At 66.4% G+C, this 25,959-nt stretch carries 22 protein-coding genes and 1 tRNA gene; 13 read left to right on the top strand and 10 right to left on the bottom strand.

Annotated elements, in window-relative coordinates; all coding sequences use genetic code 11:
- Window positions 1-79: 79 nt before the first annotated feature.
- On the bottom strand, window positions 80-1,168 hold the full coding sequence (locus tag MKW15_RS10865; protein WP_240857634.1) for an FUSC family protein: 1,089 nt from the start codon (window positions 1,166-1,168) through the stop codon (window positions 80-82).
- Window positions 1,169-1,208: 40 nt separating this feature from the next.
- Here MKW15_RS10865 and MKW15_RS10860 point away from each other — a divergent pair, with 40 nt between their 5' ends.
- On the top strand, window positions 1,209-1,697 hold the full coding sequence (locus MKW15_RS10860; RefSeq protein ID WP_240857633.1) for a MarR family winged helix-turn-helix transcriptional regulator: 489 nt from the start codon (window positions 1,209-1,211) through the stop codon (window positions 1,695-1,697).
- Between the two features lies 1 nt (window position 1,698).
- Here the strand turns inward: MKW15_RS10860 and MKW15_RS10855 are convergent, their stop codons facing one another.
- On the bottom strand, window positions 1,699-3,660 hold the full coding sequence (locus tag MKW15_RS10855) for a gamma-glutamyltransferase family protein (protein WP_240857632.1): 1,962 nt from the start codon (window positions 3,658-3,660) through the stop codon (window positions 1,699-1,701).
- 131 nt (window positions 3,661-3,791) lie between these two features.
- On the opposite strand from MKW15_RS10855, the gene MKW15_RS10850 reads away from it, so the two are divergent.
- Window positions 3,792-4,232, top strand: coding sequence for an SRPBCC family protein (locus MKW15_RS10850; protein WP_240857631.1), 441 nt, complete (start codon window positions 3,792-3,794; stop codon window positions 4,230-4,232).
- 769 nt (window positions 4,233-5,001) lie between these two features.
- Here the strand turns inward: MKW15_RS10850 and MKW15_RS10845 are convergent.
- From MKW15_RS10845 to MKW15_RS10835, 3 genes are all read right to left on the bottom strand, one after another.
- Window positions 5,002-6,627: an MFS transporter gene (locus MKW15_RS10845; protein ID WP_240857630.1), complete on the bottom strand. Its 1,626-nt coding sequence runs from the start codon at window positions 6,625-6,627 to the stop codon at window positions 5,002-5,004.
- Between the two features lie 67 nt (window positions 6,628-6,694).
- Window positions 6,695-8,338, bottom strand: coding sequence for a cellulase family glycosylhydrolase (locus MKW15_RS10840; protein WP_240857629.1), 1,644 nt, complete (start codon window positions 8,336-8,338; stop codon window positions 6,695-6,697).
- Window positions 8,339-8,523: 185 nt separating this feature from the next.
- Window positions 8,524-9,219, bottom strand: coding sequence for a TetR/AcrR family transcriptional regulator (locus MKW15_RS10835; RefSeq protein ID WP_240857628.1), 696 nt, complete (start codon window positions 9,217-9,219; stop codon window positions 8,524-8,526).
- Window positions 9,220-9,359: 140 nt separating this feature from the next.
- Between MKW15_RS10835 and MKW15_RS10830 the strand changes: the two genes are divergently transcribed.
- Window positions 9,360-10,583 (top strand): oxygenase MpaB family protein, encoded by a 1,224-nt coding sequence (locus tag MKW15_RS10830; protein ID WP_240857627.1) that lies wholly within the window; start codon window positions 9,360-9,362, stop codon window positions 10,581-10,583.
- On the opposite strand, the gene MKW15_RS10825 is transcribed toward MKW15_RS10830, so the two are convergent.
- Both MKW15_RS10825 and MKW15_RS10820 read right to left on the bottom strand, forming a co-directional pair.
- Window positions 10,580-11,890, bottom strand: coding sequence for an acyltransferase (locus MKW15_RS10825; RefSeq protein WP_276614844.1), 1,311 nt, complete (start codon window positions 11,888-11,890; stop codon window positions 10,580-10,582). The two genes, MKW15_RS10830 and MKW15_RS10825, sit on opposite strands and share 4 nt — an antisense overlap.
- A 515-nt stretch (window positions 11,891-12,405) precedes the next feature.
- Window positions 12,406-13,566, bottom strand: a complete 1,161-nt coding sequence (locus MKW15_RS10820; RefSeq protein WP_240857626.1) for a hypothetical protein — start codon at window positions 13,564-13,566, stop codon at window positions 12,406-12,408.
- A 239-nt stretch (window positions 13,567-13,805) separates the two neighbouring features.
- Between MKW15_RS10820 and MKW15_RS10815 the strand changes: the two genes are divergently transcribed.
- Window positions 13,806-13,878, top strand: a tRNA-Arg gene (locus tag MKW15_RS10815).
- 56 nt (window positions 13,879-13,934) lie between these two features.
- Here the strand turns inward: MKW15_RS10815 and MKW15_RS10810 are convergent.
- Window positions 13,935-14,387 carry a flavodoxin family protein gene (locus tag MKW15_RS10810; protein WP_240857625.1) on the bottom strand — a complete coding sequence of 151 codons (453 nt, stop codon included), beginning with the start codon at window positions 14,385-14,387 and terminating at the stop codon, window positions 13,935-13,937.
- A gap of 128 nt (window positions 14,388-14,515) precedes the next feature.
- Here MKW15_RS10810 and MKW15_RS10805 point away from each other — a divergent pair, with 128 nt between their 5' ends.
- Entirely contained in the window at window positions 14,516-15,325 is an 810-nt protein-coding gene (locus tag MKW15_RS10805; protein WP_240857624.1) for an SDR family oxidoreductase, read from the top strand.
- A 2-nt stretch (window positions 15,326-15,327) separates the two neighbouring features.
- Window positions 15,328-16,080: a precorrin-6A synthase (deacetylating) gene (gene cobF, locus MKW15_RS10800; RefSeq protein ID WP_240857623.1), complete on the top strand. Its 753-nt coding sequence runs from the start codon at window positions 15,328-15,330 to the stop codon at window positions 16,078-16,080.
- Between the two features lie 456 nt (window positions 16,081-16,536).
- On the opposite strand, the gene MKW15_RS10795 is transcribed toward cobF, so the two are convergent.
- Entirely contained in the window at window positions 16,537-17,277 is a 741-nt protein-coding gene (locus MKW15_RS10795; protein WP_240857622.1) for a 3'(2'),5'-bisphosphate nucleotidase CysQ, read from the bottom strand.
- Between the two features lie 25 nt (window positions 17,278-17,302).
- Between MKW15_RS10795 and MKW15_RS10790 the strand changes: the two genes are divergently transcribed.
- Both MKW15_RS10790 and MKW15_RS10785 read left to right on the top strand, forming a co-directional pair.
- Window positions 17,303-18,229, top strand: a complete 927-nt coding sequence (locus MKW15_RS10790) for an Fpg/Nei family DNA glycosylase (protein ID WP_240857621.1) — start codon at window positions 17,303-17,305, stop codon at window positions 18,227-18,229.
- 2 nt (window positions 18,230-18,231) lie between these two features.
- A complete protein-coding gene (locus tag MKW15_RS10785; protein WP_240857620.1) occupies window positions 18,232-18,903 on the top strand; it encodes a response regulator transcription factor in 672 nt (223 codons plus the stop codon).
- On the opposite strand, the gene MKW15_RS10780 is transcribed toward MKW15_RS10785, so the two are convergent.
- Window positions 18,882-20,345, bottom strand: a complete 1,464-nt coding sequence (locus tag MKW15_RS10780) for an ATP-binding protein (protein WP_240857619.1) — start codon at window positions 20,343-20,345, stop codon at window positions 18,882-18,884. The two genes, MKW15_RS10785 and MKW15_RS10780, sit on opposite strands and share 22 nt — an antisense overlap.
- Window positions 20,346-20,462: 117 nt before the next feature.
- Here MKW15_RS10780 and MKW15_RS10775 point away from each other — a divergent pair, with 117 nt between their 5' ends.
- From MKW15_RS10775 to MKW15_RS10755, 5 genes are read left to right on the top strand one after another with little or no spacing between them, the layout of a single operon-like run.
- A complete protein-coding gene (locus MKW15_RS10775; protein WP_240857618.1) occupies window positions 20,463-22,184 on the top strand; it encodes a thiamine pyrophosphate-binding protein in 1,722 nt (573 codons plus the stop codon).
- A gap of 2 nt (window positions 22,185-22,186) precedes the next feature.
- Complete coding sequence (locus MKW15_RS10770) at window positions 22,187-22,852, top strand: SRPBCC family protein (protein ID WP_240857617.1); 666 nt, start codon at window positions 22,187-22,189, stop codon at window positions 22,850-22,852.
- A complete protein-coding gene (locus tag MKW15_RS10765; protein WP_240857616.1) occupies window positions 22,849-23,874 on the top strand; it encodes a 3-oxoacyl-ACP synthase III family protein in 1,026 nt (341 codons plus the stop codon). Before MKW15_RS10770 ends, MKW15_RS10765 begins: the two co-directional genes overlap by 4 nt.
- Window positions 23,871-24,920, top strand: a complete 1,050-nt coding sequence (locus MKW15_RS10760; protein WP_240857615.1) for a pyridoxal phosphate-dependent aminotransferase — start codon at window positions 23,871-23,873, stop codon at window positions 24,918-24,920. Before MKW15_RS10765 ends, MKW15_RS10760 begins: the two co-directional genes overlap by 4 nt.
- Before the next feature lie 36 nt (window positions 24,921-24,956).
- Window positions 24,957-25,700, top strand: coding sequence for an SDR family oxidoreductase (locus MKW15_RS10755; protein ID WP_240857614.1), 744 nt, complete (start codon window positions 24,957-24,959; stop codon window positions 25,698-25,700).
- The last annotated feature ends 259 nt before the right edge of the window (window positions 25,701-25,959 follow it).

Genomic DNA, 25,959 nt, shown 5'->3' with positions numbered 1-25,959 from the left:
CGCTATGAGCGCGGTGTATGCGGGTCGTTTCCCCTGTGTGACGCGCAAGAAAACACAGTCGTGAACCCGAACTTCGACATCAGTCGTGTGCAGTGATGGTGAGTGCGGCGATCACGATGCCCACGACGATGCCGATCAGCGTGTCCAGGACGCGATCGACGGCGGCCACAGGGGAGAGGCCTGCGCTCAACGCGGTGAGCAACAGGGCCATCGGCGTGACGACACTCGACGCGATCGTGTAGTTCACCGGTGCGGTGATCTCGGCGATGACCTGGAAGATCACGATCGCGATGACCGCGCCCCAGTATCCGAGAGGCACTGCGAGCAGCGCGGCGGCGATGGCGGCGCCGGCGACGTTGCCGAGCAGGCGAGACAGTCCGCGGGTCACCGTGACGTGGTACGAGAGTCCCTGCAGCGCGGCGACGGCACCCATCGCGGCCCACATCGGGTGCGACAGCCCGGCGGCAGCTGCGGCGGTCGCACTCGCGGCCGCTGCCAGCATCGTCCGGGTGGCATTGACGACGATCGGTGTGTCGGTCACGCGGGCCAACGACCGCCAGATGGACTCGTAATGCGGGTCTGGCTCCTCGGTGTCGAGGTTGCGTCGTGGGTGCCGAACACGCTGCCACAGCCACGGCGCCAGGGACGCGACGATCCCGATCACGGCGCCGGCGGCCGTCGCTCCGACCGCTCGGATCAGCCCGGATGCGTCGTCGACTGCTCCGGCTGCCGCGGTTGCCGCGAAGACGAACACGACCGCACCGGGCCCGGCGATCCGGACCGACGCGATGAACGCCGCAGCGGCTCCGGCCAGCGAGGCGATGACCACGATCTCGGTCACCAGCGCACCGCCGCTGAGCCCGACCACCCCGCCGATCACCGTCGCGGCGGTCATGCCCACGCCGAGCGCAAGGAGTCGCACCGATCGCACCCGATACGGATCCGGTCGGCAGAATGCCGAGACCAGCGCGCCAAGGGCGGCGAATCCGGCGATGTCGTGGAGTCCGAGGACGCCGCCGACCACGAGGACCGCGCCGACCGCGACGCCGACGCGGGCCGGGACCGCCCACGACGCCTTGCTCAGGTCCAGCGAGAACGCGTCACGCCACGTTCGTGGCCGGATGGGGTGAGCAAGTGCGTCGACACGGGTACGGATGGTCGTCGGCATGCGGTTACTTTATCACTATTTTACTAGTAAAATAAATGGCATGGCCCCCTCCGACCTCGTCGACCGCATCCAGCAGGAATGGGCGCGCGCCTATCCCGACCTCGACGTCGCACCCGTGGGCGTCCTCGGCCGCGTGCAACGCCTCGCCGCAGTCACCACGCATCGGTTCGACCGCAACCTCGACCGCCACGGCATCACGCGCTCCGAGTACGACGTCTTGGGGGCGCTCGCCCGCGCCGATGGTCCGATCCGGGCAAGCGAGGTGGTGTCCACGACCATGCTCAGCGGTGCGTCGATCACCAAGCTGACCGACAGTCTCGCGAAGCGAGAGTTGCTCGTGCGGAGACGGTCGGAACGCGACGGTCGGGTGGTACTGCTGGAACTCACCGACGCCGGCCGTGCACTCGTCGACGTCGAGTTGCCGCGACGGCTCGACGACGACGAGCAGGTTCTCGCGGCACTGACGCCGGCCGAGCGGGAAACACTCGCCGGCCTGCTGCGTCGGGTGTTGAGTTCGTTGGGGGAGTGAACTACTGCAGCGTCCCGTCGTCGCCCATCACGGCACCTTCGCGACGAGGATCGGCACCACCGATCCAGCCGCTCTCGTGGCGGCGGAGCGCGCTCAGTCCGCTGGATTGGTCGGCGACCGAGACCTGTTCGCCTCGCTCCCGGAGTCCTTGCGCGAGTGGATCGTTCGCGCCGTCGTCGGCGGTGTCCACCAGCGGATGCTCACCACCCACATTCGACACGGGCGTATTGGCCGATCCGAAGTCGATCATCGACACCGCCTGCTGCGGGTCGAGTCCCCAGTCGAGCATCGCGACCAGGGTCTTGGTCACGAACTGGATGATCACCGACCCGCCGGGCGAGCCGAGAGCGGCCAGCAGGGTCGCCGGTGCGCCGTTGGTGCCGGGTGTCAGGACCAGGGTCGGCGCCATCGACGAGCGTGGGCGTTTGCCGGGTGAGACGCGGTTGGCCACCAGGTTGCCGTCGTCGTCGCGGGGGTCGGCGGAGAAATCCGTCAGCTGATTGTTCAGCACGAAGCCGTCGACCATGTGGAAGCTGCCGAAGGCCGACTCGACGGTCGTGGTCATACTCGCGACGTTGCCGTACCGGTCGGCGACGGTGATGTGACTGGTGCCGTGCTCCGGCCCGGGATACGTGCCCACCGGCACCGGTCCGAGATTCCCGGCGGGCGCCTCGCCCAGCGAGCGGTCGGGGGAGATCAGCGTGGCTCGCTTCTTGAGATATGCGGGGTCGAGGATGGTCGCCACGCCCCGGCCGGGCAGAGGAACGAAATCCGGATCGGCGACGTATTTGTTGCGATCGGCGTAGGCCAGACGCTCTGCTTCGTTGATGAGGTGCACGGCTGCCGGATCGGGTCGTCCGCCATCGCGGTCGAGGTCGGTCGGCTTCATCGACGGCAGGTCGAAGTTCGACAGGATGCCCAGAGCCGAGGCGACCGCGATGCCGCCCGACGACGGACCGGGCATCCCGACGACCTGATGTCCGCGGTAGTCCATGGTGATCGGGGTGCGTTGGATCGCACGGTAATTCGTGAGATCCTGCGCGGTCATGAGGCTCGGCGTCATGCCGTTCGCCGTGCTCGTCGCCTTTGCCACGATCGCGGCCGCGATCGGTCCGGCATACAGCGCGCCGGCGCCGTCGGTGGCGAGCGCGCCGAGGGTCTTGGCGTACGCGGGGTTCGTCAGCCGGGTGCCCGTCACCTTCGGCGAGCCATCGGGATTCAAGAAATAGGCGCGGGCATCGGGGTCGGCGGACAGATCGCCTGCCGCGGCGGCGATGGCGGCGGCGAGGCGGGGACTGATGTCGAAACCGTTGTCGGCGAGCATGATCGCCGGGTCGAAGAGCGAACGCCAGTCCTGTTGCCCGTACGCGCCGTGCAGCATCTCGAGCATCCGCATCGCGCCGGGAATGCCGATGGATCGGCCCGACGCCCGCGCACTCGGTTTCGGTTCGGTCCGATCGGTTGCGCTGACGTAGCGCAAATAGTCCTCAGTGGCCGCGGCCGGCGCCGTTTCGCGGCCGTCGTACGCGTGCACCGTTCCGCTCTTCGCGTCGTAGTACAGCGCGAACGCGCCGCCCCCGATACCCGACGACTGAGGTTCCACGAGACCCAGGACGAGCTGTGCGACGACGAGCGCGTCGGCGGCCGTCCCGCCGTCGCGGAGCACTTCGCAGGCGGCCTTGGTGGCGAGCGGATTGGCGGTCGCCGCGGCAAAGGTGCGGGTGGTCACCGGTCGCATCCCGGTCCGGTAGCCGGTGGCCACCTCGGGATTGGTCGAGATGTCGGTGGACGCGTTCGAGGTCTGCGACGCCGCAATGTGCTCGCCGTTGGGGATCTCCGTGCAGGTCACCGGCGCCGCCGTGTCCGAGTCGTCGCCACAGGCGCTCAGCGCCATGGCCGCGAGGACGATGGCGCCGGCGACGGCGACCAGTCGGAGTCGAAGACGGCCGCGGGGGCGTCTCATAGGGGCCAGATTAGACGGACACTTCGGAGACGGGGCGCTTTGCGATCGTGTAGTGCCGATCACATAGGGTCGGACGTCGAGGCCGGTGGAGGGCCGGTCCGCATTGTCGTTCGTCCGGAGGGAGCCCCGCTGTGGGAGTGGTACGGCATGAAGCATTGATCGACGGTCCGCGCGACCAGATCTTCACCTACGTCAACGGGTACGAGAACGTCCCCGAGTACATGTTCGGCGTGCAGCGGTTCGAGCCGACATCGGACATTAAGTCGGGCCTCGGCTCGGTCTTCGACGTGACCATCGACGTCGGCCCCAAGAAGCTGAAGTCGACCGTCGAATGCATGGAGTGGGTGGAGAACGAGCTCATCGTCCTCAAGGCGATCGAGGGTTTCAAGGCCGACACGACGTGGAAGTTCGCCGACAAGGACGGCGGCACACAGGTCTTGGTCGAATTCGGTTACACGCTTCCGGGTGGACTGGCCGGCCGTGCGCTCGGCGCCATCATCGGACCGTTCGCGTCGCAGGGTGTGCGATACACCGACTCCAAGATCAAAGCCTATCTCGCTCAAGCAGATTGATCCGGAGGTCGGGGCCGGTGGCCAGGATCGGGCCCCTGACGGTGGTCGTCCGGGTATGTCCCGGAAGCGGACGCTCTCGGGCCCGATCTCAGTCACCGATTGTCGGCCATCGCGTTCTGCCGAACGCGATGCCAGGCACCTGCGCCCACAAAAGTAGGGGAGGAAACTTCTTCCCCGGCCCTTGGTGTCTTCCTCCAGAAAATTCTCGCGGACGACTACGAACCCCGGGGAAGAACTTCTTCCCCTAGATTTTTCGGGCACGACGGTATCGTGTTTCTGCAGCTCAGGAGGCCGAAGGCAGTACTCTTCGAGTCAGCGTCCCTCCGTCGGCGTTGCCGAGGATCTTGGACGTGGGAAGAACGTGGCCGCCCACGCGGCCCGGAGGCTCCGCGCGGCCGGCACCCGCGACAACAGGAGCCGAATTGGAGAACGCGAGTGCTGCAGCACTCGCGTTCTCCAACTCAACTCGAGTTCTCGCAGGACGACGCGAGAGGTGGCCATACCGAAGCCGCGCCCGACCTGGGCGGTGATGTGCCATGGGTGGCCTCAGGCCACACCCTGTGCCGAATCGGGTCAACCGTGTGCTGCAGCACACAGATTCTCCAACAGGACACAGAATGTCCGGAGCGAGTCGGCGATCGCGGAGGCGGGAAGAGGCTCGTCGTCGAGGGCCGGTGTCACGGCGGACACCCCGCGATCGCGATGGGATGGCCGCCGCGAAGCCTCCGCACACCCCCAGTTCAGGAGGACGAAAGCAGTACTCTTCGGATCAGTTGGATCGAGCCTCGTTGCCTGTCCCGGTCGGGGCGGCGACCCGATCGGGGAGTCGTCTCGACAGGAACAGGGACAGCACGGTGAGTACGAAGACGATGAACAACGCCTGCTTGAGTGCATCGATCTGACTGTCGGCGTACACCCTGCCGACCTCGGCCGAGGCTTCCTGGGACCCGCCAGACTGATCGACCAGTGCGATCGCCTCCGACTCGGAGATGATCGGCACCCCGGCGTCGTTGACCGTGGCGATGATCTGCTGTTTCTGTGACGGGCTGAGGGATTGGGCGTCCTCGATCGACGTGGTGAAACCCGAGCCGAGCAGCAGGATGAACACCGACCCGACCACTGCCGTTCCGAACGACGATCCGAGATTCTGGAAGGTGCCCTGCAGGCCGCCGACCTCCGAGGTGTCGGACTCCTTCACCGCAGACATGTTGGCATTCCCCAACTGCGAGGCGAGCAGACCGAATCCGGCGCCGACCACGAACATGCCGATCGCGAAAAGCCATCCGCGCAAGGCGGGTTCGATCGCGCCGATGGTGAACAGGATGCCCGCCGCCATCACCACCTGGCCAAGTCGCGCGATGAAGCGGGTGGAGCGATGGGCGGTCAACCACGATCCGATCGCGGAGAACACCACCAGACCCGCCGACAGCGGCAGAATCTTGAGTCCGGTCTGCATGGCGTCCTTGCCGAGCATCGTCTGCAGGTAGACCGGTACGACGAAGAACAGTGCCGCGATCGCGAAGTACTGCACCAGGAATCCCGACAGCCCACCGCGCAGCGCGCCGACGCGCAGCAGGTCGACATTCAGCAGCGGCTGACGGCCCGAATCCGCGAGGGCCCGTTGCCGGATGACGAACAGCCAGAGCACCACGACGCCGAACAGGATCAGGTAGGCGACCGGCGAAACCCCCAGGGGCGCAATGGTTCGGTCGCCGATCTCGGGTGGGTTGAGCGGCTTGAGCCAGCCCCACGTCTTGGACTGCAGCACACCGAAGACGACCAGGGCCATACCGCCCGCCGACAGCAGAACCGACAGCGGATCGATGCGGGTCTCCCGGTTGCGTTCGTCGTCCTTGATCCGACCGGACACGAGCAGCACGCCGATCATCACGACGGTCTCGGCGGCGAACACGTAGCGCCACGAGAGGTAGGTGGTGACCAGGCCACCGATCAACGGCCCGACGGCGGCGGCGAGTCCGGTCACGGCGCCGAGGATCGAGAACGCGGTGACCCGGGCCTTGCCGGTGTAGTTGACAGCGGCCAGGGCGGCGATGGCCGGGATGACCAGCACGGCACCGAGACCTTCCACCAGCGACCAGCCGAACAGAAGCACGGGCAGGTTGGGGCTGAGCGCCGTGAGCAACGAGCCGATGCCGTAGATCACCGAACCGATCTTGAACGCCCGGGCCCGGCCCAGCAGGTCACCGAACTTGCCGCCGGTCAGCATGAAGGCCGCCATCGTCAGCGTGTAGAACGTGATCGCGGCCTGCATGCCGGTGATCGTCGTGTCCAGGTCCTTGGCGACGGTGGAGATGGACACGTTCATCACGGTGCTGTCGAGCACCATGACGAACTGAGAGACCGCGAGGATGACGATCACGAACCATTTGCGCATGGCTGGAAAGCATATGCGCAAGTGGGTCACACCACCGTCATGCGGGTGGGATGACCCGAACCGCGGGTCACTCGGTCGCCGTCGAACTGCCCTCGCCGTCAGAGTCGTGATCGGTGGTGCTGTCGGTTGTGTCGTTCTCGGTTGTGGTGTCGGTTGTGGTGTCACCGTGGTCAGCGGTGGCGTCGGACGTTTCATCCGCGGGCGGATCGTCGTCGCTTCCGTCTGGCTCGTTCGGGGTCGATTCGGGTGATTGGTTCTGCTTGTTGATGGTTGTGCTGTTGTTCGTTTTGCTGCCGGTCGGCTCGTTGCGCGCGGTCGACTTGCTGACGGTGGGCGCCGGCGCTGGGGCTGTGGTCGTCTCCGGGGTGTTGACGACGGGTTTGTTCACGATGGGGTCGTTCGCTACCGGGGCTTCCTGCTCCGACGCGATCGAGAATGAGCGCACAGCGGCGGTATCGGCGACGGCCGCGGTGGCCTTGGCCGCCGTCGATGCGGGCGACACACCGAGCAGTTCGAGAACCGAGTTGACGATGTCGGTGACCAGACCGGTGAAAGCGTCGAAACCCGTCTTGAGGATGCCGAGTGGGACGCGGAGGACGCCCGCCACGAACTGCACCGCGATCACCGACAGCACGGTGAGCACCGACGGTTGCGGGATCGGGCCCGTGAAGGGATTGTCGAGCTTTCCGTCGGCGAGGTCGGCGATCATCGCGGTGACGACGGCAACCGCGGGCTTGGCCGTCCAGTCGGTGCGGAACAGGCCGAAGTTGTCCTCCGCGTCCCAGCTTCCGGTGTTCGAATCCCGGGCGCTGTAGATGAATATCGGACCTGCGCCGTCCATCGTCTGCCACCTGGTGATCAGGTCGGCGATGTAGGCAGCCTGCTGGGCCTCCGACAGCTGACCCGTCGGCAGGCCGTATTCGGTGGCCCAGATTTTGAGGTCGCCGTCGCCGTTGGCGACCATCAGCGCGTAGATGGCCGTCATCTGGTTGATGGGCGAGTCGGTGACGTCGCCGCCCTCCGAGAAGGCGGTCCAGTAGTGATACGGGTGATAGGAGAGGGCGTCGAAGCTGTCCTTCGCGCCCGCGGCATACATGCGCTGCACAAACGTGACGGGACTCAGGGTGCCGAGACCGGTGGGCACCGCCCCGAGTACGCCGGCGATCACCACCGCGTCCGGGTCGGCCGCCTTGATGGCGGGGTAAGCCGCCTTGAGCATCGCCGTGTAGGCCTCGGGGTCGACCGGGTTGTAGAAGGCGAAACCGTTGGGCTCGTTCCAGATCTCATACGCGGAGACCCGGCCCTGGTACCGGGTGGCGAGGGTGCCGGCGAAGGTCGCGTAGACATCCGGGTCGACGTGGCCGTTGATCGGGAACCCCGCCCACGACGGTGTTCCCGACACCACCATGACGATGTTCATGTCGCGCTCCTGCGCGGCGTCGACAATCGTGTCGAGCTTCTCCCAGTCGTAGGAGTCGGGCCCGTCGGGTTGGATGTAGATCCACGGTGCGCCGATCCGAATGTCCTTGACACCCATCGCTTGCAGCTCGTCGAGGGTGCGTGCGATCTCGGCATCACTCAGGAGATACAGGTTGGAATCGGCGACCCCGAGCGTCGTCGGCGACTGATTGATGGATGCGACGAGGACGACGGGAATCGAGTAGCGCGCCGTGGTCACCGTCGTGTACTCGACGCGGTCGGTGAAGGTCATGCTGCCGGCGGTCACCATCGCGGCGATCGCGCACACGGCTATCGCGACTCTGGCCAGTCTGTGGTGCGACGGGGGACCTGTCTGTGAACGGTGAAGCGGGTCAAGCATTCTCGACTCGGCCATGACGCATCCCGACGTTGGGCCCCCGAACCAGAACAACGGTTATCCGCCGCTCGATCGCGATGTTATCCCGACGACGGTTGGCGCAGCATCGGTACGAGGAATTGTCGTGCGAGCGAGACCAATTGCGCGTCGTCGTCGATCGCGACGATGCGGCTTGGCACGGTGAGGAACGACGCCGAGATCCGGACCATCATCTCGGCGACCAGATCGACGTCGAGGTCGGCGGCCACGTTGCCTGCGCTCTGTTCACGTCTCAGCTGACCGGCGACGAACTGCCCGACCGTGGCGAGGAGTTGCCCGTTGTCGCCGATCATCGATTCGATGAGCAACGCGGGTTCGGCGTCGGACAGGCCGCCGATCAGGGGGTTGTGCGAGATCGCTCGCAACGACGCGACGAAACCGAGTACGACGCGGTCCTCGACCGTCGACGCGTTGTGGATGTTGGTGCGGAACTGGTCGAAGTATCGACGGAACTCGCGAAGCACCACATGTTCGACGAGGGCGTCCTTGGTCTCGAACTTCCGGTAGAGCGTGACGCGGGTGACTCCGGCTCGTTGAGCGACCTTCTCCATCGGTGTGCGCTGAATCCCGGTGCGGCAGAACAGGTCAAATGCGGCATCGAGGAGACGTTCGGAGGTGGGGTCGGGCGCTTCGTCGGCGGCGGTGTCGAGTGCGCGGAGATATGCGCGCTCGAGCAGGGATTGTTCCGGGCGCGATCGGGAGGGCGTCGACTCGGGTTCGATCGGCGCTGCGCGCACGGGGCCTCCTGGATGAACGATCGTTCGACCTGATTCTACTGTTTCGAGTTCTGACAATCTGCTGTGTCCTGGCTCACTCGGTGATAGAAATGTTACAAGGTGACAATCACTGTCACATTGCCACATGAAGGACGGGGAAAATGGACAATCTCAGCAGAAGGCAGGTCTTACGGACCGGAGGTGCCGTCGGAGCGCTGGGGGCCGTGGCAGTCGCCGCGCAGGGGACACCCTGGACGTGGTCGCCGGCCGGCTCGGTGCCCGGCCGCGGCAACGGCGCCGACCCGCGAACGGTGTGGGACGACGAGGCCGATCCCGTGGTCGCGAACCTGCTCGACCGCGGCCAGGTTCCCAAGGTCAATCAGCTGCTCCGCAGTTGGACCAAGAACGGCCAGCCGCTTCCGGCCGGACTTCCGCGTGAACTGCGTGACTTCATGGAGCACGCCCGGCAACTGCCGTCGTGGGCCGACCGGAGTCAGCTCGAGACAGCAGTCCGGTTCAACCAGAAACGCGGCACCTACCTGGGCGTTCTCTATGGTTTCGCCAGCGGCATGATGAGCACGATGATCCCGCGCGAAGCCAAGGCCGTGTACTACTCGCGTGGCGGCGCCGACATGAAGGACCGCATCACCAAGACCGCGAAACTCGGCTACGACATCGGGTCCCTCAACGCCTATCGGCCCGACGGTGAGATGGTTGTGACCTGCGTCAAGACCCGTCTGGCCCATGCCGCGGTCCGTCACATGCTCCCGCAGTCGGCGTGGTGGAGGAATGTCGCGACGGAGAAGGTGCCGATCAGTCAGGCCGACATCATGGTCACCTGGCACAGTCTGCCGACGACCGTGATGCGCAATCTGGAGAAGTGGCGCGTCCCGATTGCGAAGGACGAGTCGAGGGGATTCCTGCACTCCTGGCAGATCACTGCCCACATGCTGGGCGTTCAGGATCAGTACATCCCGGCGTCATGGGATCAGGCCGATGCGCAGGCGAGCCAGGTGCTGGACCCGATCCTGCACTGGACGCCCGAGGGGCAGAAGCTCGCCGACATCCTGCTGGACCTTGGCATGAACCTCGACCTGACCCTGCTGTCGCGTGGTGTGCTCGGTGCGCTCACCCGATTCATGCTGGGAGACAAGTTCGCCGACTCGCTGCACATCCCGCGGGAACCGGTCTGGACGCCGCTGCTCGAAACCGCGTGGGGTCCTTACGTGCTGGTCCGCGAGGGCATCTTGAACGTCGGCATGCCCAAGGAGGCGTACTGGATGATCGACGAGTTCCTGCGTCAGTTCGTGCTGTTCTACATGTCCGAACTGCGGATGCCGATCAACATCGAGATCCCGGTTCTGAACAACCCGCACTACCGCTAAGCCGGGACGCTCTCGTCGGCGACGGTCGGTTCCTCATCCCGGCCGTCGCGACGGGTCGCTCGGATGCGCGCCGTGATGCGGCGGAGCCAGTCCAACGACAGCGGGACACGCGGCCGCGCGACCAGCCACTTGCTGAACGGCAGACGCAGGATGAGCTCGACGGACGCCAACGACAGCACCAGCACCGTGCTCACCAGGATGATCGCGCGGCTGGCCAGCGAATTCGGGAAGCCGTCGGCGAACAGGAAGTCGAAGAATCCGATCCGGGCCAAGATGTCCAGGATCAGTGGGTGGATGACGAAGACGCCGAAGGCACGCAGGGTCGCCCACGTCACGAAGGCCGCGGAGAGAAGACCTCGGCCGGCCGAGATGCGGTCGTTCCACATCAGCGCGATCAGCCACAACAGCGCGAACCCGCCGAGATACCAGGGGAGCGACGCAAGATTCCACGGGGTGCTGGCCTGGGCCGGGAAGACGCCAGGCGTCGTCGACATCAAGTACATCGCGACGCTGAACGACAAGCACAATCCGGCCGCGACCATCACGCCGACCGCGTGCTCGCGCATCCAAGCGTCGACCTCGGTGCGATGATGAGCGGCCAGCATGCCGATCGCGATGAACAGCGCGTACATCGGCAGCAGTTTCCAGCCGTGGTCGTAGACGAAGGTCCATGCCGGCCCGCCCGGACGCGGCAGGTACTGGTAGACGACGAAGTACGTTGCCTGGATGGCTGCCGCGACTCCGAGAATCCACCACGGATGCGATCCCACCTTGCGGTGCATCCATGCGAGTGCGGGGAAGAAGAGGTAGATCTGCATCGAGATGAGCAGGAAGTACAGCTGGTACTTGCCCTCGCCGATCAGACTGTGCTGCGCCAGCGACGTGAAGAACTCGCCCGCGGGCGGGAACGGGTTGTCGCGGATGATGATGTGGTCGGTGACGCTGTAGAGGACCGTCCAGATCAGGTAGGGCGCGACGACCAGCCCGAAGCGTTTGCGCCAGAAGGTCAGTGGCGACATCGTCTTGCCGCGCATGCTGAGCACCAGCACGTAGAGCGTCACGGCGACGAACCCGTATCGGGTGAGATGCAGCAGGGTGCCGACCAGACCCGCATTGCGGATGACGTCGGTGGTGGCGATCGCGTTGACACTGTGCGTCACGACCACGAGGGTGAACAGCACCGCACGCACGAAGTCGGCGGTCAGAGCTCTGGGCTGACGCGGCGCTCCGGGCGCGGCGGTGGGCGACGTTTCGATCGATCGGCTTTCTCGGATTCCCTGCCGCTGCGAGTCACTGGCCTTTCGCAACAGAGCATCCTCCTGAAAATTGTCACCTAACTGCAACGCAGAAGTTTACGGAGCGTTCCTGGCAATAACCTCAACGAGAGCGCAATCGGTGACATGCATCACAAGGCCGGAGGCGATAGTCCCGGACGCGATTGGATCGGCGAATCGCTGCCGTGAATGTTGTGCAGGTCGCCGGTCATCGTGGCGGTTTCCGAAAACCCAGACTTCGAAACCCCAGAGTGGTGTATCCGGGTGACCGTTTGGCCAACGACGCGGCGAGAACCCCGGTCTCCACATCGTGGTAGTCGTGCACCTCGGCCGTCTGCTTGCCGGGATACGCGCAGCACGCGGCCCGCATATTGCACCAGGCGGCCCTTGAACGCGATGGGTGCGGCAAGGAACAACGTGTCGAGCGCAGGGCAGTCGAATCCCTCGCCGACAAACGGCCGGTGGCGACGACCAAAAAGTGGTGTGGCCTCGACGACGGCGTCGACCAGGCGGCGGCGCGCCGAGACCTGCTTGATGGCAGTTTCTGGTCAGATGCCCGCCAGATCCAGTCGCTCGATGAGGGTGACCTTGCGGGAGTGCGCCTTTCGCAGGGCACTGCACTGCTCGGTGAACCTCGCCTGGCTATCACAGCGCTCGGCGACGGTGCGCAGGTCGGTGAGCAACGCGACGGCCGCGTCGTAGTGGTCCGGCTTGCGCACGGAAATCAGCGAATCGACCTGTGACCACGCGACATCCTGGGACGACGCCAGCTCCTCGATCTTTTGCTCGTAGGCGGCGGCACGTTCCTGCTCGCGCCGTGCGTCGTTCTCCGCGCGACGTAGGGCCGTCTGCGTGTCCAGGTCGGTGCGGAGTTGAGCCGCGTCGGTGATGAGGGCTGCTGCTGTTGGGGATGCTGTAGCGGGTTGTCCGGTTGTTGTGGCGTCGACGAAGCGCCGCGATAGTTCCACCTGCACCCGCATCGGGTCGCCGGATGCGACGCGAAGGAGCAGGTCGTCCTTCTCGCCGCTCGGGAGCGAGGAGATCCACGCGGCGAGAGCCTCGGTGTCGGAGCGGGTTTCGAGCTCCGGCGAGGATTCGGCGGCGATGGCCAGCAGGTCGTCATCGACACCGAGGAATTCGGCGAGTGCATCCTGCGCCGGGGTGAGGTCGGCCAGACCCGGCGGAATGGGCGGCGCCGGGTCCTCGTGGTCGACGTCGTCGATGTGCTGGAGATCAGGCGTGCCCAGTGTTCCGAGCCACGCCAGGTAGAGGGGTCGCAAATCGCCGGCGGCCAGTTCGGCACGGACACCGATCATGGTCGACAGCAACACATCTGCGTTGTAGAGATCGCCGTAATCGTCCTCGCCGTCGCCTTCGTGAAAGAAGTCGAGCACCGTCGAGTCGTCGGTAGACCACGCGGTGGCCGGTTCCCCGGTGCAGTAGGTCGTCGCGACATCGATGTCGAGGACTTCGCGGGGGAGACGGAGCATCAGGCGGCGGGAGCCCCAATTGCTGAGGTACAGATGCGCGTCGTAGAAGGGCTCCATCAATTGATCAGGCGAGCCCCGGAAGTCACCCCACTCGTACTCGTTGACGAAACCCGTTGCGCTGATGCGTGCCCGGGTCGACAGCGAGCGCATCTGAGCCTGCTCGGCAGATGTGAGCGGCCGGTCGATGGCCATGAATTCGTAGTACTGATACTCACTCATGTTTCCCCGTTTTCCATATCCGGTGTGACATGACGCGACGGTAGCGGTCACCTCCGACAAGATGAGCTCGAGCGGTCGGCGCGTAAGCGGCGCTGACCGCCGATCCCACCGACCGGCGCGTGACGTAGACTCTGGACCGTCCGATTCGCTGCTGATGTGGCCGATCGGGCCGCGACTGCCGTGAACGCGGGCCGGAAACTCGCAGACCTGCGATTTCCTCCACGAGGTCACCCAGTCCCGCTCTCGTAGCTCAGGGGATAGAGCACGGCTCTCCTAAAGCCGGTGTCGCAGGTTCGAATCCTGCCGGGAGCACTCGACGTGGCCGCCCGTCGGGTGGAGTCCCGGACATCGGTCAGCGAGGCCTACGGTTACAGTCCCGCAGCGAAACTGCGTGCACGCTCGAAGTCGGCCGCCGAGGGATGTTCTCTGCTGACGCCTCCTACCAGCTTGAACGGTCCCCAGGTGTCGACGCCTCGGCACACGAAGGTCCCCACGACGCGGAAGCCGCGGCGCTCGAGTTGTCGTGCCAGCCTCTTCGTATACCGCGCGAACGGCGGTTCCGGCAGCCCGCTGGACGCGAAGATGAATGCCGCGCGGCCGGCCATGTCGGGAAGCGTGGCTATGCAGTCCACCAGCCGCTCGTCGAACCCCAAAGAGTAGATGCCTGAACCGAATCCGATGAGATCGGCATCGGCCAGGAGGTCCGCGGTGGCCTGCGCAGGTGACACGACGCGCGCGTCGAGTCCGGCACTCAGCGTGTCGGCAATGCGGCGGGTATTGCCGTGCGGGGATCGCGAGGACGTCACGATGATGGTCGTCATTGCACCTCAATCTGTCATGGTCGATTGCCACTGTCAGACATAGGACACCGGCGCGGGATCGGATGTGACATCGCTGCTGCAAACCGGGTCCTGCCGGCAGCTGGCGACCACTTGTTACCGTAAGTCCCGTGACTCAGCAGACAGTGCTCGTGACCGGCGCGACCAGCGGTATCGGAGCCGAGGTGGCGCGACAGTTCGTCGAGAAAGGCCTCACGGTCTTCGGCACCACCCGCAATCCGGACACGGTCGCCGAGCCCATCCCGGGTGTCACCTATGTGCGGCTCGACAACGCCGACTACAGCACCGCTCAGACCTGCGTCGACGAGGTCGGGGACATCGACATCCTGATCAACAACGCCGGCGAGTCGCAGGCGGGTGCGCTCGAGGACACCCCGATGTCGGCCGTCGAAGATCTGTTCCGGGTCAACGTCTTCGGGCCGGTCGCGCTGACCAAGGCGGTTCTGCCGGGGATGCGGGAGCGTCGTCGTGGCACCGTGGTGATGGTCGGGTCGATGCTGTCGAGTTTCCCGGTTGCCTTCCGCTCCAACTACGCGGCCACCAAGTCGGCACTCAAAGCGTTCGCATTTGCATCGCGACGTGAGTTGGCGCCGTACGGGATTCGGATGATCAGCGTCGAACCGGGCACCATCGCCACCGGCATCGGCGACCGCCGGAGCATCTACATCGGCGACGATTCACCATTCAAGGCCGAGTACGAAACCCTCGCTGCCGCCACCCGGCACAACGAAGACGAGGGCATCGACGCCGCGTCGATGGCCGCACAGATCGTCGACGCCGCGCTCGCCGACCATCCGAAACCGTTCTACGCGAGAGGAAATCAGGCCGGCGTCGTGTTCTTGCTCCGCCGCCTGCTGCCGCGACAGTTCATCCTCGACATGACCGCGCGCAAGCACGGACTGCCCAAAGTCAAGGTCTGAACGTGCGAATCACGTTGCGGGTCATCGGGATAGGGCCCGGCGGTCCGCGGCAGATCACCCTGCAGGCGATCGACGCGATGGCCGACGTCGACGTATTCGTCATGCTCGACAAGGGCTCTGCCAAAGGTGGCCTGCTTCAAGTCCGACGCGACATCCTCGATCAACACGCCCCCGGCCGGACGGTGCTCGAACTCGCCGATCCACCGCGAGACCGGCATCCCGCCGATTACGACGCCGAGGTACGGCGCTGGCACGAGGCCCGAGCGGCGCTCATCGAAACGGCGTTGCGAGCCGAACTCACCGACGGCGGCGTGGCAGCCTTCCTGGTCTGGGGCGACCCCGCCCTCTACGACAGCACGCTGCGCATCGTCGACGACCTGTCCCGGCGCCCGGGACTCGACCTCGACGTCGAGGTGATCCCCGGCGTGACGAGCGCCAGCGCACTCACTGCCGCACACGGCATCCTCGCCAACCGCGTCGGCGAACCCATCCACATCACCACCGGTCGCCGTCTCGCCGACACCCCACCGGGTGCCGACACCAATCAGATCGTCATGCTCGACGGCGACTTGTCGTTCCGCCAGACCGCCGACCCCGACGACCACATCTGGTGGGGCGCCTACCTCGGCACCGACGACGAGATCCTCATCAGCGGCAAGGTCGGGGAGGTGTCCGACGAGATCGTCGCGGTCCGCGCGCAGGCCCGCGAACGTATCGGCTGGATCATGGACATCTACTTGCTGCGAAAGCCCTGATCCGAAGAGCGCTGCGTTCGGCCTCCTGAACTGCGGAAACCTGTACCTGGGAACCCAGTCAAATGCACAGTGCACGTGGTAGGGCTGGGGCGTACAGACATCCGACGGGGTTGGCGGCGTGTTCCTGTGGTCTCACCGGAACGCCCCGCGCTTCCACGATCGCCGACGACGTCGGCGGGTGAGGCCTTAGATCGTTGATCGAGCCAGGGCCCTTGACGCCATGACCGAGATCGGGCCCCTCAGCACCGAGCTCCGGGACATCCCGGAGGACTACCCTCACAGGCCCGATCTCAGTCATCGGCCAGATCATCGACGACCACGGGGTGCGGAAAGTGCTTGTCTCACCGCGGGCTTCGAGGCTCGTCGCCAGGGCTCCTCGCACCTCAGCCATCGGGAGGGGCGTCGAGGCTCGCACCTCAGCCATCGGGACTCACCCGACGAATCGGGACCGCACCTCTACCAGATCTGGCCCAACGCGACCAGCATGTCGTCGGCGATCTCGGTCCGGCAGATGACGAAGTCGGGCATGTACGGGTGCGGGTTGTTGTAGACGATCTGCGACCCGTCGAGCCGACTGCAGTGCAGCCCCGCGGCCAGCGCGACCCCGACCGGTGCGGCGTTGTCCCACTCGTACTGACCGCCGGCGTGGACGTAGGCGTCGGCGTCGCCGCGCACCACGGCCATCGCCTTGGCGCCGGCGGATCCGATCGGCACCATCTGCAGGTGCAGACGGCTCGAGACCCAACTGGTCTCGTACGAGCCACCCCAACGGGACGTGGCGAGCCGACGGGTGAGCGGCCCCGACGTGGTCTCGACGGTGTCGGTGCGAAACACCTCGCCGGTGGCGGGCAGCGACACCGCGGCCGCGGTCACCACGCCACCCTCGGTGAGTGCGACGTGCACGGCCCAGTCGGCCGTTCCGCTCGCGAATTCCCTTGTGCCGTCGAGTGGATCGATGATCCATACCCGGTCGGCCGTGGCTCGGTCGCCGACGTCGTCGGCCTCCTCGGACAGCACCGCGTCGTGCGGCCGGTGTCGGGCCAGGATGGTCGCGATCCACGCCTGCGCCATCCGGTCTCCCACGTCGCCGAGCAGCCGACCACCCATCAGATCGCCGTGTCGGACACCGAGGAGGATCTGCCCGGCGCCCTCCGCGATCCGCGCGGCCAGGTCGGCGTCGGAAAGACGGGAGTTCATCCCCCAACTAGAGCACACTGGGCTTATGCCAGAGCTTCCCGAGGTGGCCGCGATCGCCGACTACGTCGACGGCCGCGCAGCCGGCCTGCCGATACGTCGCGTCGATGTCGCGTCGCTCTCGGTACTCAAGACCGCCGACCCGCCCTACACCGCACTCGTGGGCCGCATCGTCGAATCGGTGAGCAGGGTGGGGAAGTACCTGGTGATCCGCACCATCCCCGGGCAAGAGAACGACCCCGAGCCGACGATCCTGCTGGTCATCCACCTCTCGCGGGCCGGCTGGTTGCGGTGGAGTGAGGATCTGTCACCCAAACCGCTGAGGCCCGGCGGCAAGTCGCCGATCGCGCTGCGGGTCCACGCGGGGATGCCTTCCGGCGCCGGGAGCGGAGCGAGCGGGCCGAGTGCAGGTGGCGAGGGTTTCGACGTGACCGAGGCCGGGACTCAGAAGCGCCTGGCGGTCTGGATCGTTCGCGACCTCGCCGACATCGACCGGGTGGCCACCCTCGGACCCGACGTCCTCTCGCTCACCGTCGACGACCTCGCCGCGATCCTCGCCGGGACATCGGGGCGGATCAAGAACGTGCTCACCGACCAGCGCACGATCGCCGGTGTCGGCAACGCGTACTCCGACGAGATCCTGCACACCGCCAAGTTGTCGCCGTTCGCGTCGGCGAAGTCGTTGTCGCCGGCGCAGGTCGCGACCCTGCACGACGCGATCCGACAGGTGCTCACCGACGCCACGAGCCGCCTCGAAGGGCAGGAGGTGGCGCGCCTGAAGTCGGAGAAGCGGACCGGTCTGCGCGTGCATGCCCGCACCGGACTGCCCTGCCCGGTGTGCGGTGACACCATCCGCGAGGTGTCCTTCGCCGACCGCTCGTTCCAGTACTGCCCCACCTGTCAGACCGGCGGCAAGGTCCTCGCCGACCGACGGATGTCGCGACTGTTGAAGTAGCCATGCACGCACTTGTGGTCGACGACGATCTCGGGGTGGCCGAGACCGTGCGACGAGCCCTGGCCAGCGACGGATGGGCGGTGACCACCGCGCACGACGGGGTCGACGGTCTGTGGCGCGCCACCGAGGGGCGCTTCGACGTGATCGTGCTCGACATCATGCTGCCCGGCCACAACGGGTACGTGGTGCTCCGCGAACTGAGGGCACGCGGGATCTGGACGCCGGTGCTCATGCTGACCGCCAAAGACGGCGAGTACGACCAGGCCGAGGCGCTCGACGTCGGTGCCGACGATTATCTGGTGAAACCGTTCTCGGTGGTCGTGCTCAAGGCCCACCTGCGAGCGCTGCTGCGCCGCGGCGTGCGGGAACGGCCGGCGCAGCTCGTCGCAGGCGAACTCGTCGTCGACCCTGCCGAGCACAGCGTCCGACGCGGGGACCGTCAGATCGATGTGACCCCACGCGAATTCGCGGTCCTCGAGTTCCTCATCCGCAACGTCGACACGGTCGTCTCCAAAAGCGAGATCCTGCAGGCGGTCTGGGACGAGAACTTCGATGGTGACGCCAACATCGTCGAGGTGTACATCGGCTACTTGCGCAAACGGATCGACGCGCCGTTCGGTGTGCGGTCCATCGAAACCGTTCGCGGGGCAGGCTATCGGCTGCGTGCCGTCTGATCCTCGGGTACCTCGTGGTCGGCGTGCGCGGCGGTACTCGCCACCGGCAACGAAATCACCATGGTGGCACCGTGTTCCAGGTCCGGATGCGGATCTTCGACACTGACCTGGCCGCCGTGGGCCCGCACGATCTCCCGCGTGATGGACAACCCGAGTCCCGAGCCCGCGGTGTTGCGCCGGTCGGCGCCGACGCGGGTGAACCTGTCGAACACCAGATTTCGGGATTCCGATGAGATGCCGGGCCCGTCGTCGGACACCGCGATCCGGGCGCGTCCGGCCGCGCTGTCCAGCGACATGTCCAAGCGGACGGTCGACGACGCGTACCGCGCGGCGTTGTCGGTGAGGTTGCGCAAGGCGCGCGCCAGTTTGTCCGGATCGCCGGACACCCGGATCGCGACCACGCTGGTCTCCACCGCGACCATGCCGAGGGAGCGCAGACGTCGTGCTTCGGCGACGACGATATCGTCGAGATCCACATCGGTGGTCCGCAGTGGCAGGCCGTTCTCGTCGGCGCGGGCGAGCAGGAGCAGGTCGTCGACCATGTGCTGGACCCGGCGTGCCTCCGGCAGCAGGATCGTGCGAACCGTGTCGGTGTCGACCGGCGTGGCGGTGCAATCGGCCAGATCGAGCAGCCCGACGATGGTGGTCAACGGGCTGCGCAACTCATGCGAGGCGTCCCCGACAAACCGCAGGTGGGCGTCGTGGCTGCGTTCGAGGCGTTCGAGCATCGCGTTCATGGTGGTGGCCAGTCGGGTCACCTCGTCGTCGGTCGCCGGGACCGGAACCCGGCGGGACAGGTCCGACGTGGTGATCGAGTTGACCTCGGAGGTGATCCGGCCGACCGGACGCAGTGCCCGCCCGACGAAGTAATAGATCGCGAATCCGGCGATCAGAACCAGGAACGGCATCTCCACAGCGAGCAGGATCGCGGTGTTGGTCAGGCTCTGCCGGTACGGTTCGGCAGACACCGCGGCGATCACGCGGTACTCCTCGGTGCCGTGCCGCACGGTCGCGACCGTCCCGCAGAACACGTCGTCGCTGTCCGGGAGCAAGCGGCCCTCGACCTGGGTGGATTCTCCGGGAGCCGGGTGGGTGGAGGTGAGCGGTGCGTCGGGAGCCGACGGCGACGACGCGACCACTCGCCCCTGCGCGTCGACGATTTGAATGACATCGGCGCCGGTGCCCTCGACCAGCTCGTCGGGTGGTACACCGGCCACGCCGTGGTCGGCGATGAGGTTGGCGATCTCATAGGTGTGATAGCTCGTCGTGTCGTACATGGCCCGGTTGTCGGCGCGGCCGAGCATGAACAGCATCACGGCTGCACCGATCGCGAGAGCGATTGCGACAAGCAGGGTTCCGACGATGGTGGAGCGCAGACGCACGCCCTGGTTGCGCTTGAACAGGACTCGCCCGATGGCGCGTCTACCGCGACATGGTTCCATCGTCGACTCCTCGTCGTCACCCGCGTTCCAGGGTAGGTCCGCCGCCCGTCCAAGGGAACCGTCGCCGAGGCCGTCGGTTTCAGCGGGCCTTCAGGTTCGTTGTCGCATGGTTGGCTCATGACCGCGAGTGACCCGGAGATCGGGGAGGTCGCGTCGGCGTCGGGGGCGACGCGCACCGTAGCCGATTGCCTCATCGATTACGTTCGTACACTGAGAGTTTCGACGGTGTTCGGCGTGCACGGCGCCAACATCGAGCATGTCTTCGACGCCGCCACGCGGTCGGTCGGTGTCACTCCGGTGGTCGCCAAACACGAGTTCGCGGCCGGCGCCATGGCCGACGGGTCCGCGCGGTGTTCCGGTGGATACGGCGTGGTGGTCACCACCTCCGGAGGCGGCGCGATGAACGTCGTCCCCGCGCTCGCGGAGGCCTACGACAGCCGCGTGCCGATCCTCGCGATCATCGGGACACCGCCAACCCCGCTTGTCGGAGCAGGCGGCTTTCAGGACATGTGCACACCGCCGGACACCATCGATCTCGTGGCCGTGATGTCGGGCGTGGTCGGGGCGTGCGCCGTGGTGTCCGACCCGTCGAGGCTCGACGACGCGTTGAGAAGGGCTTGTGCCGCGCTCGCCGACGGTTATCCGGCGGCGCTGCTCGTCCCGCGTGACGTGCAGGCCGCGCCGGCCGCGGTGGTGCTCGACGGCCCGGTGCCGGTGGCGGCCGACCCGGCGCTCCGTGATCGGGTCGGCGGAATCGCAGCCCGCCTCGCGGCGGTTGTGCGTGACGGCCAGACGGTGTGCGTGTGGGCGGGGGAGGAGGCGTCCTACCTGCAGATCGCCGACGAGATCGATTCGATTGCGGCATCTCTGGGCTCCCCGATCGTGGTGTCGCCGGGTGGCCGCGATGCGATCGTCGACCCGGATCGGTGTGCGGGCGTCACCGGTGTGATGGGTCATCCGTCGGCTCACCGGGCGCTCGCCGAGGCCGACCTCATCCTGGCGATCGGGACCCGGATGTCGGTGACCGACCGGGCGGGCCTCGACCCCGTGCTGGCGTCGCGGTCGCTGATCCACCTCGGTCGGCATCGTCCGCGGTGCCCGGTCGTCTCGGCCAACCCGTCCGCCGAGATCATCGAGTGCGTGGATCTTCGGGAGACGATCGGTTGGCTGGCAAAGGATTTGCGTGGCCACACCACGCCCGCTTCGATCGCCGTGACCATCGAGAATCTGGCCTGCCCCACGCCGGAGTCGCCGAAGGGGCTGCCGACTCGAGCGGTCATCGAAACCATCGGGGCGGCACTGGGATCGGATTCCTCTGTATTCGCCGACGCCGGCAACACCGGAGCCGCCGCGGTGCATCATCTGCCATTCGGGGGCGGACGCTTCGTCGTCGCGCTCGGTATGGGCGGTATGGGGTATGCGATCGCGGCCGGCGTGGGCCAGGCGATCGCGAGCACGCACACGCGGCAGCCCGGCCGTACGGTCGTGATCGCCGGCGACGGTGCATTCCTGATGCACGGCATGGAGATTCACACCGCCGTCGAATACGACGCACCGCTGACCCTGGTGTTGCTCAACAACGACGCGCACGGCATGTGTGTCACCCGGGAGCAGCAGTTCTTTCCGACCACTCCGAGTGTGAACCGGTTCCGCCACACGGACTTCGGAGCGGGCCTGGCCGCGCTGTTCCCGGGTCTCGACGTTCGGGCGCCGGCCGACATCCCATCGCTCGCCGAGGCGTGCCGCGAACTGATGGCTGCCCCGGGTCCCAACTGCATCGTCGTCGACATCGATGCCGACGAAGTTCCCCCGTTCGCCCCCTTCCTGACGAGAGGTTGACCATGACCATTGCGCTGCCAGCACTTTCGGATATCGGTGACTCCGCGGCATCGTTGCCGGGACTCACCCGTATCGAGACACACCCCCGCCCGGTGGCCACGCCGATCATCGTGGACATGCTGCGCTCGGTATATCCGCACGACAAGATCTTCGGCGACTTCTGCACCGTCCAGGGCTATGTCGATGCACCGCCGCGCGAACTGTACGAGTGGCTGGCTGACACCCGTTCCCTGGAGGAGTGGACCTACAGCCTGCGAGGTTTCACCGAAACCGAGGAACCCGGGCTGTGGCTCGCCTACGACCGGCTCGGTGAACACACCGAGATCTACACGCGCACCGTGGCGGACCCGCACGCGATGACCGTCGACTACCACTGTGCGTGGGATCAGGGCAGGCATCTGTGGATGGTCTATCTGATGCGGGTGGTCGACGCGCAGGTGGTGCTCGACAAGCCCGGATCGGTGGTGCTGTGGACCAACTGCCGTCATCCGTTCTACGACGAGAATCCCTACCCGGAGACCGCTCCGCCGAAACGACCGGTCTGGGTGGGCGACTTCTGGGACATGTTCTCCGCCGGCCATCAACTCGAACTCGACAATCTGAAGGCGATCGCCGAATTCCGCCACCACAACAACCTGCCGCTGACTCCGGATTGGATGAGCCGATGATCACCGACCCCACCGTCACTCTCCTCGACGTCGCCGGCTACCTGCCCGAAAAACGAATTCCGGCTGCCTATTTCGAGCAGTTCGCCGAGGACGACCAGCTGGCAGGGAACGCGATGTTCCGGGTTCCGGCCTACCGGCACCACGCGGCCGAAGGGGAGACCTCGGCAGACATGATGATGGCGGCGGCCCACACGCTCACCGACCGGCACGGCGCCGATTGGTTCGACGATGTCGATGTGGTGCTCACCCACAGTCAGCTGCCCGAGGTGCCGGTGCGTGGCTGCGGCGGCGAACTGGCGCACCGGTTGGGGCTGCGGCCGCGCACGGTGCTCGACGTGCACAACGGCGGATGTGCGGCCTTCGTGCACATGATCGAGATCGCCGACGCGCTGCTGCGTGCGGGCGGTGGTGGCAAAGCCATTGTCGCGCTTGCGCAGAACAGCGCGTCGCAGGTGTTCACCCAGGAGCAGGTGCGCGGCAAGGCGCAGGCACCGATCCCCGGCGACGGCGCGGCGATGGCGGTGGTCGCGTCGAATGTGGCTGGGGGAAGTCCGGTCCTGGGTGTGCGCTGCCATTCCTTCGGTCAGTACTCGGGTGACATGACCGCGGTGGCCGAACCCGATCGCAAGTACTGGGAAGCCGGCCCCGGCCAGATTCACATCGGCTTCACCGACGCCAAGATCACCAAGGTGCTGGCTCGCGGAAATCGAATGGTTCCCGAGGTCGCGATCGAGGTGGCCGACGAGATCGGTGTCGCCCCCGCAGATCTGGACTGGCTCATCACCAATCAGCCGAACCGCATCTTCTTGCGGAATTGGCGTGAGGCACTGGAACTTCCGGAGTCCAAGCATCCCGACACCTTCGACGAGTGCGGAAACCTGTTCGGCGTCGGAATTCCGGTGACCCTCGACGCCGCGGTGTCCGACGGGCGGATCGGTGTCGGCGATGTCGTGATGACGGCCGCGTTCGCGCACGCCGGCGACTTCGCGGGAGCCGCGGCCTTCCGGTGGGGTGGACGATGACGCTGGCCGTCGTACCCCCGATACCTGCCGAGGTCGGCGGCGGTCCATATCGGTTGCACCTCAACGAATCCCCCTACGGACCGCTGCCTGCGGTGGCACGGGTGCTGGCCGGCACGATCGCGGAGGTGAACCGCTATCCGGAATTCCTGCCGGACCGTCTGCGTGAGGTGATCGCCGGGCACTTCGGGATCGAACACGGACGGGTGACCGTCGGAGCGGGTGCGACCGGATTGGCATACACCATCCTGCAGGAATCGTGGTGGCGCGCGCGGCGACGTGGAGTGGCCGAACCCGCTGTGGTGACCCCGATCCCGACCTTTGACGGCTATCCGATCCTGGCTCGGATGGTCGGGATGGGTGTGGTTCCGGTGGAACTCGATGACCATGGCGGGATGGATCTGGCCGCGCTCTCGTCGGCCATCGATCACGACACTGCCGTCGTCGTGCTGTGCTCGCCGCACAATCCGACCGGTGCAGTGGTCCCCGAGGCCGACCTCGTCGAGTTTCTGCGCAGCATGCCGCCGAACGTGACGGTCCTGTTCGACGAGGCCTACCTGGAGTTCTGCGACGACCCGCCGGACATGGTGGCGTTGACCCGGCGGTTCGAATCGCTGGTGTGCGTGCGGACCTTCTCGAAGGCGCACGGGCTGGCGGCCCTGCGAGTGGGATACGCGTTCGCTGCCGCTGAGTTCGCCGCCGCACTGCGCGCCCGCGAGGTCCCGTTTGCGGTGAATCCGGCTGCTGCAGTGGCAGTTCCCGTTGCTTTGGCCGCCCAGGCCGATCTCGAACAACGGGTCCGTGCCATGCGAGTCGAACGTCGGCGCCTGTCCGACAAGCTGGCATCGATCGGCGCGCCCCCGCTGCCGGGTCAGGGAAACTTTGTCTTCCTCCCCGGAGATGACGGTCTCCAGTTGGGCCGACTCCTGAGTGCGGTCGGCGTGCTGGGCAAACCGTGTGGTCGATTCGGCTATCGACTGACGGTCGGTGATCGTGCCGCCACCGACTACCTGATCGGCGCGCTACGTCTCACCGCACAAACCGCCTGACACTGCGGTCCTGACCGGCCAGTAGGCTTGGCGGTCATGGGGACGAGACAGAGAATCTTGATCACCGGCGCAAGTTCCGGGCTTGGGGAGGGCATGGCGCGCCGCTTCGCCGGGGAGGGCCGGTCGCTGGCGCTCGCGGCTCGGCGTCTGGACCGACTCGAGACGCTTGCCGACGAACTCCGGCCGTCGGCCGCACAGGTGGCGGTGGCACAGCTCGACGTCACCGACACCGATGCGGTTCCGGTGGTGTTCGGGAAACTGCGTGACGAACTCGGCGGACTCGACCGTGTGATCGTCAACGCCGGACTCGGCAAAGGCGCACCGCTGGGTACCGGAAAGGCGCAGGCCAACATCGAGACGCTCCAGACCAACCTGGTCGGTGCGCTCGTCCAGATCGAAGCCGCCCTCGAGATCTTCCGCGAGCAGAACTCCGGTCACTTGGTCCTGATCAGCTCGATGAGCGCCATCCGCGGGCTTCCGAAGGCGCAGGCCGCGTACTCGGCGTCGAAGGCGGGTCTGTCGGCGCTCGGCCAGGGACTGCAGGCCGAGTTCGCCAACTCGCCGATCGAGGTATCGGTACTGCTGCCCGGCTACATCGAAACCGACATCAACCGAGGCGTGAAGACCGCATTGATGGCCGACACCGCCGACGGGGTCGACGCAATGGTCAACGCCATCGAGGCGGAGAAGGGCTGGGCGCCGGCACCGGCGTGGCCGTGGGCGCCGATCGCGTTCGCGCTGAAATACCTCCCGGGACCGATCGCGCGTCGGCTCGTCTGACGGGCACTTCCCGCCTCCACGATCGCCGCCGCAGGCGGCGGGTGGGTCGCTGACTCGAAGAGTTAGGTGACCAATCCCGCTGAGCTGCGGAAATGTAATAGTCGCTTTCTGTGTGGTGTTGGCTGTTAGGCGACCTCGCGGGGGGTGATGGTGACGTCGAGGCCGAGGCTTTCCAGGGCGCGCACCGCGTTACGCATGGTGCGTTCGGGGTTGCGGCGTTGGTAGTAGTCGGGTCCGTGTTCGATGTAGGCGACGTTGG

Source organism: Gordonia gummivorans (assembly GCF_022513585.1).
Lineage (GTDB): Bacteria > Actinomycetota > Actinomycetes > Mycobacteriales > Mycobacteriaceae > Gordonia.
This window is presented reverse-complemented; position numbering and strand designations above follow the sequence as displayed.

Coding starts and splice junctions, on each gene's coding strand:
- MKW15_RS10865 (WP_240857634.1), bottom strand. CDS start 1,168: ATGCCGACGACCATCCGTACCCGTGTCGACGCACTTGCTCACCCCATC.
- MKW15_RS10860 (WP_240857633.1), top strand. CDS start 1,209: ATGGCCCCCTCCGACCTCGTCGACCGCATCCAGCAGGAATGGGCGCGC.
- MKW15_RS10855 (WP_240857632.1), bottom strand. CDS start 3,660: ATGAGACGCCCCCGCGGCCGTCTTCGACTCCGACTGGTCGCCGTCGCC.
- MKW15_RS10845 (WP_240857630.1), bottom strand. CDS start 6,627: ATGCGCAAATGGTTCGTGATCGTCATCCTCGCGGTCTCTCAGTTCGTC.
- MKW15_RS10840 (WP_240857629.1), bottom strand. CDS start 8,338: ATGACCTTCACCGACCGCGTCGAGTACACGACGGTGACCACGGCGCGC.
- MKW15_RS10830 (WP_240857627.1), top strand. CDS start 9,360: ATGGACAATCTCAGCAGAAGGCAGGTCTTACGGACCGGAGGTGCCGTC.
- MKW15_RS10820 (WP_240857626.1), bottom strand. CDS start 13,566: ATGAGTGAGTATCAGTACTACGAATTCATGGCCATCGACCGGCCGCTC.
- MKW15_RS10810 (WP_240857625.1), bottom strand. CDS start 14,387: ATGACGACCATCATCGTGACGTCCTCGCGATCCCCGCACGGCAATACC.
- MKW15_RS10795 (WP_240857622.1), bottom strand. CDS start 17,277: ATGAACTCCCGTCTTTCCGACGCCGACCTGGCCGCGCGGATCGCGGAG.
- MKW15_RS10790 (WP_240857621.1), top strand. CDS start 17,303: ATGCCAGAGCTTCCCGAGGTGGCCGCGATCGCCGACTACGTCGACGGC.
- MKW15_RS10785 (WP_240857620.1), top strand. CDS start 18,232: ATGCACGCACTTGTGGTCGACGACGATCTCGGGGTGGCCGAGACCGTG.
- MKW15_RS10780 (WP_240857619.1), bottom strand. CDS start 20,345: ATGGAACCATGTCGCGGTAGACGCGCCATCGGGCGAGTCCTGTTCAAG.
- MKW15_RS10775 (WP_240857618.1), top strand. CDS start 20,463: ATGACCGCGAGTGACCCGGAGATCGGGGAGGTCGCGTCGGCGTCGGGG.
- MKW15_RS10770 (WP_240857617.1), top strand. CDS start 22,187: ATGACCATTGCGCTGCCAGCACTTTCGGATATCGGTGACTCCGCGGCA.
- MKW15_RS10765 (WP_240857616.1), top strand. CDS start 22,849: ATGATCACCGACCCCACCGTCACTCTCCTCGACGTCGCCGGCTACCTG.
- MKW15_RS10760 (WP_240857615.1), top strand. CDS start 23,871: ATGACGCTGGCCGTCGTACCCCCGATACCTGCCGAGGTCGGCGGCGGT.
- MKW15_RS10755 (WP_240857614.1), top strand. CDS start 24,957: ATGGGGACGAGACAGAGAATCTTGATCACCGGCGCAAGTTCCGGGCTT.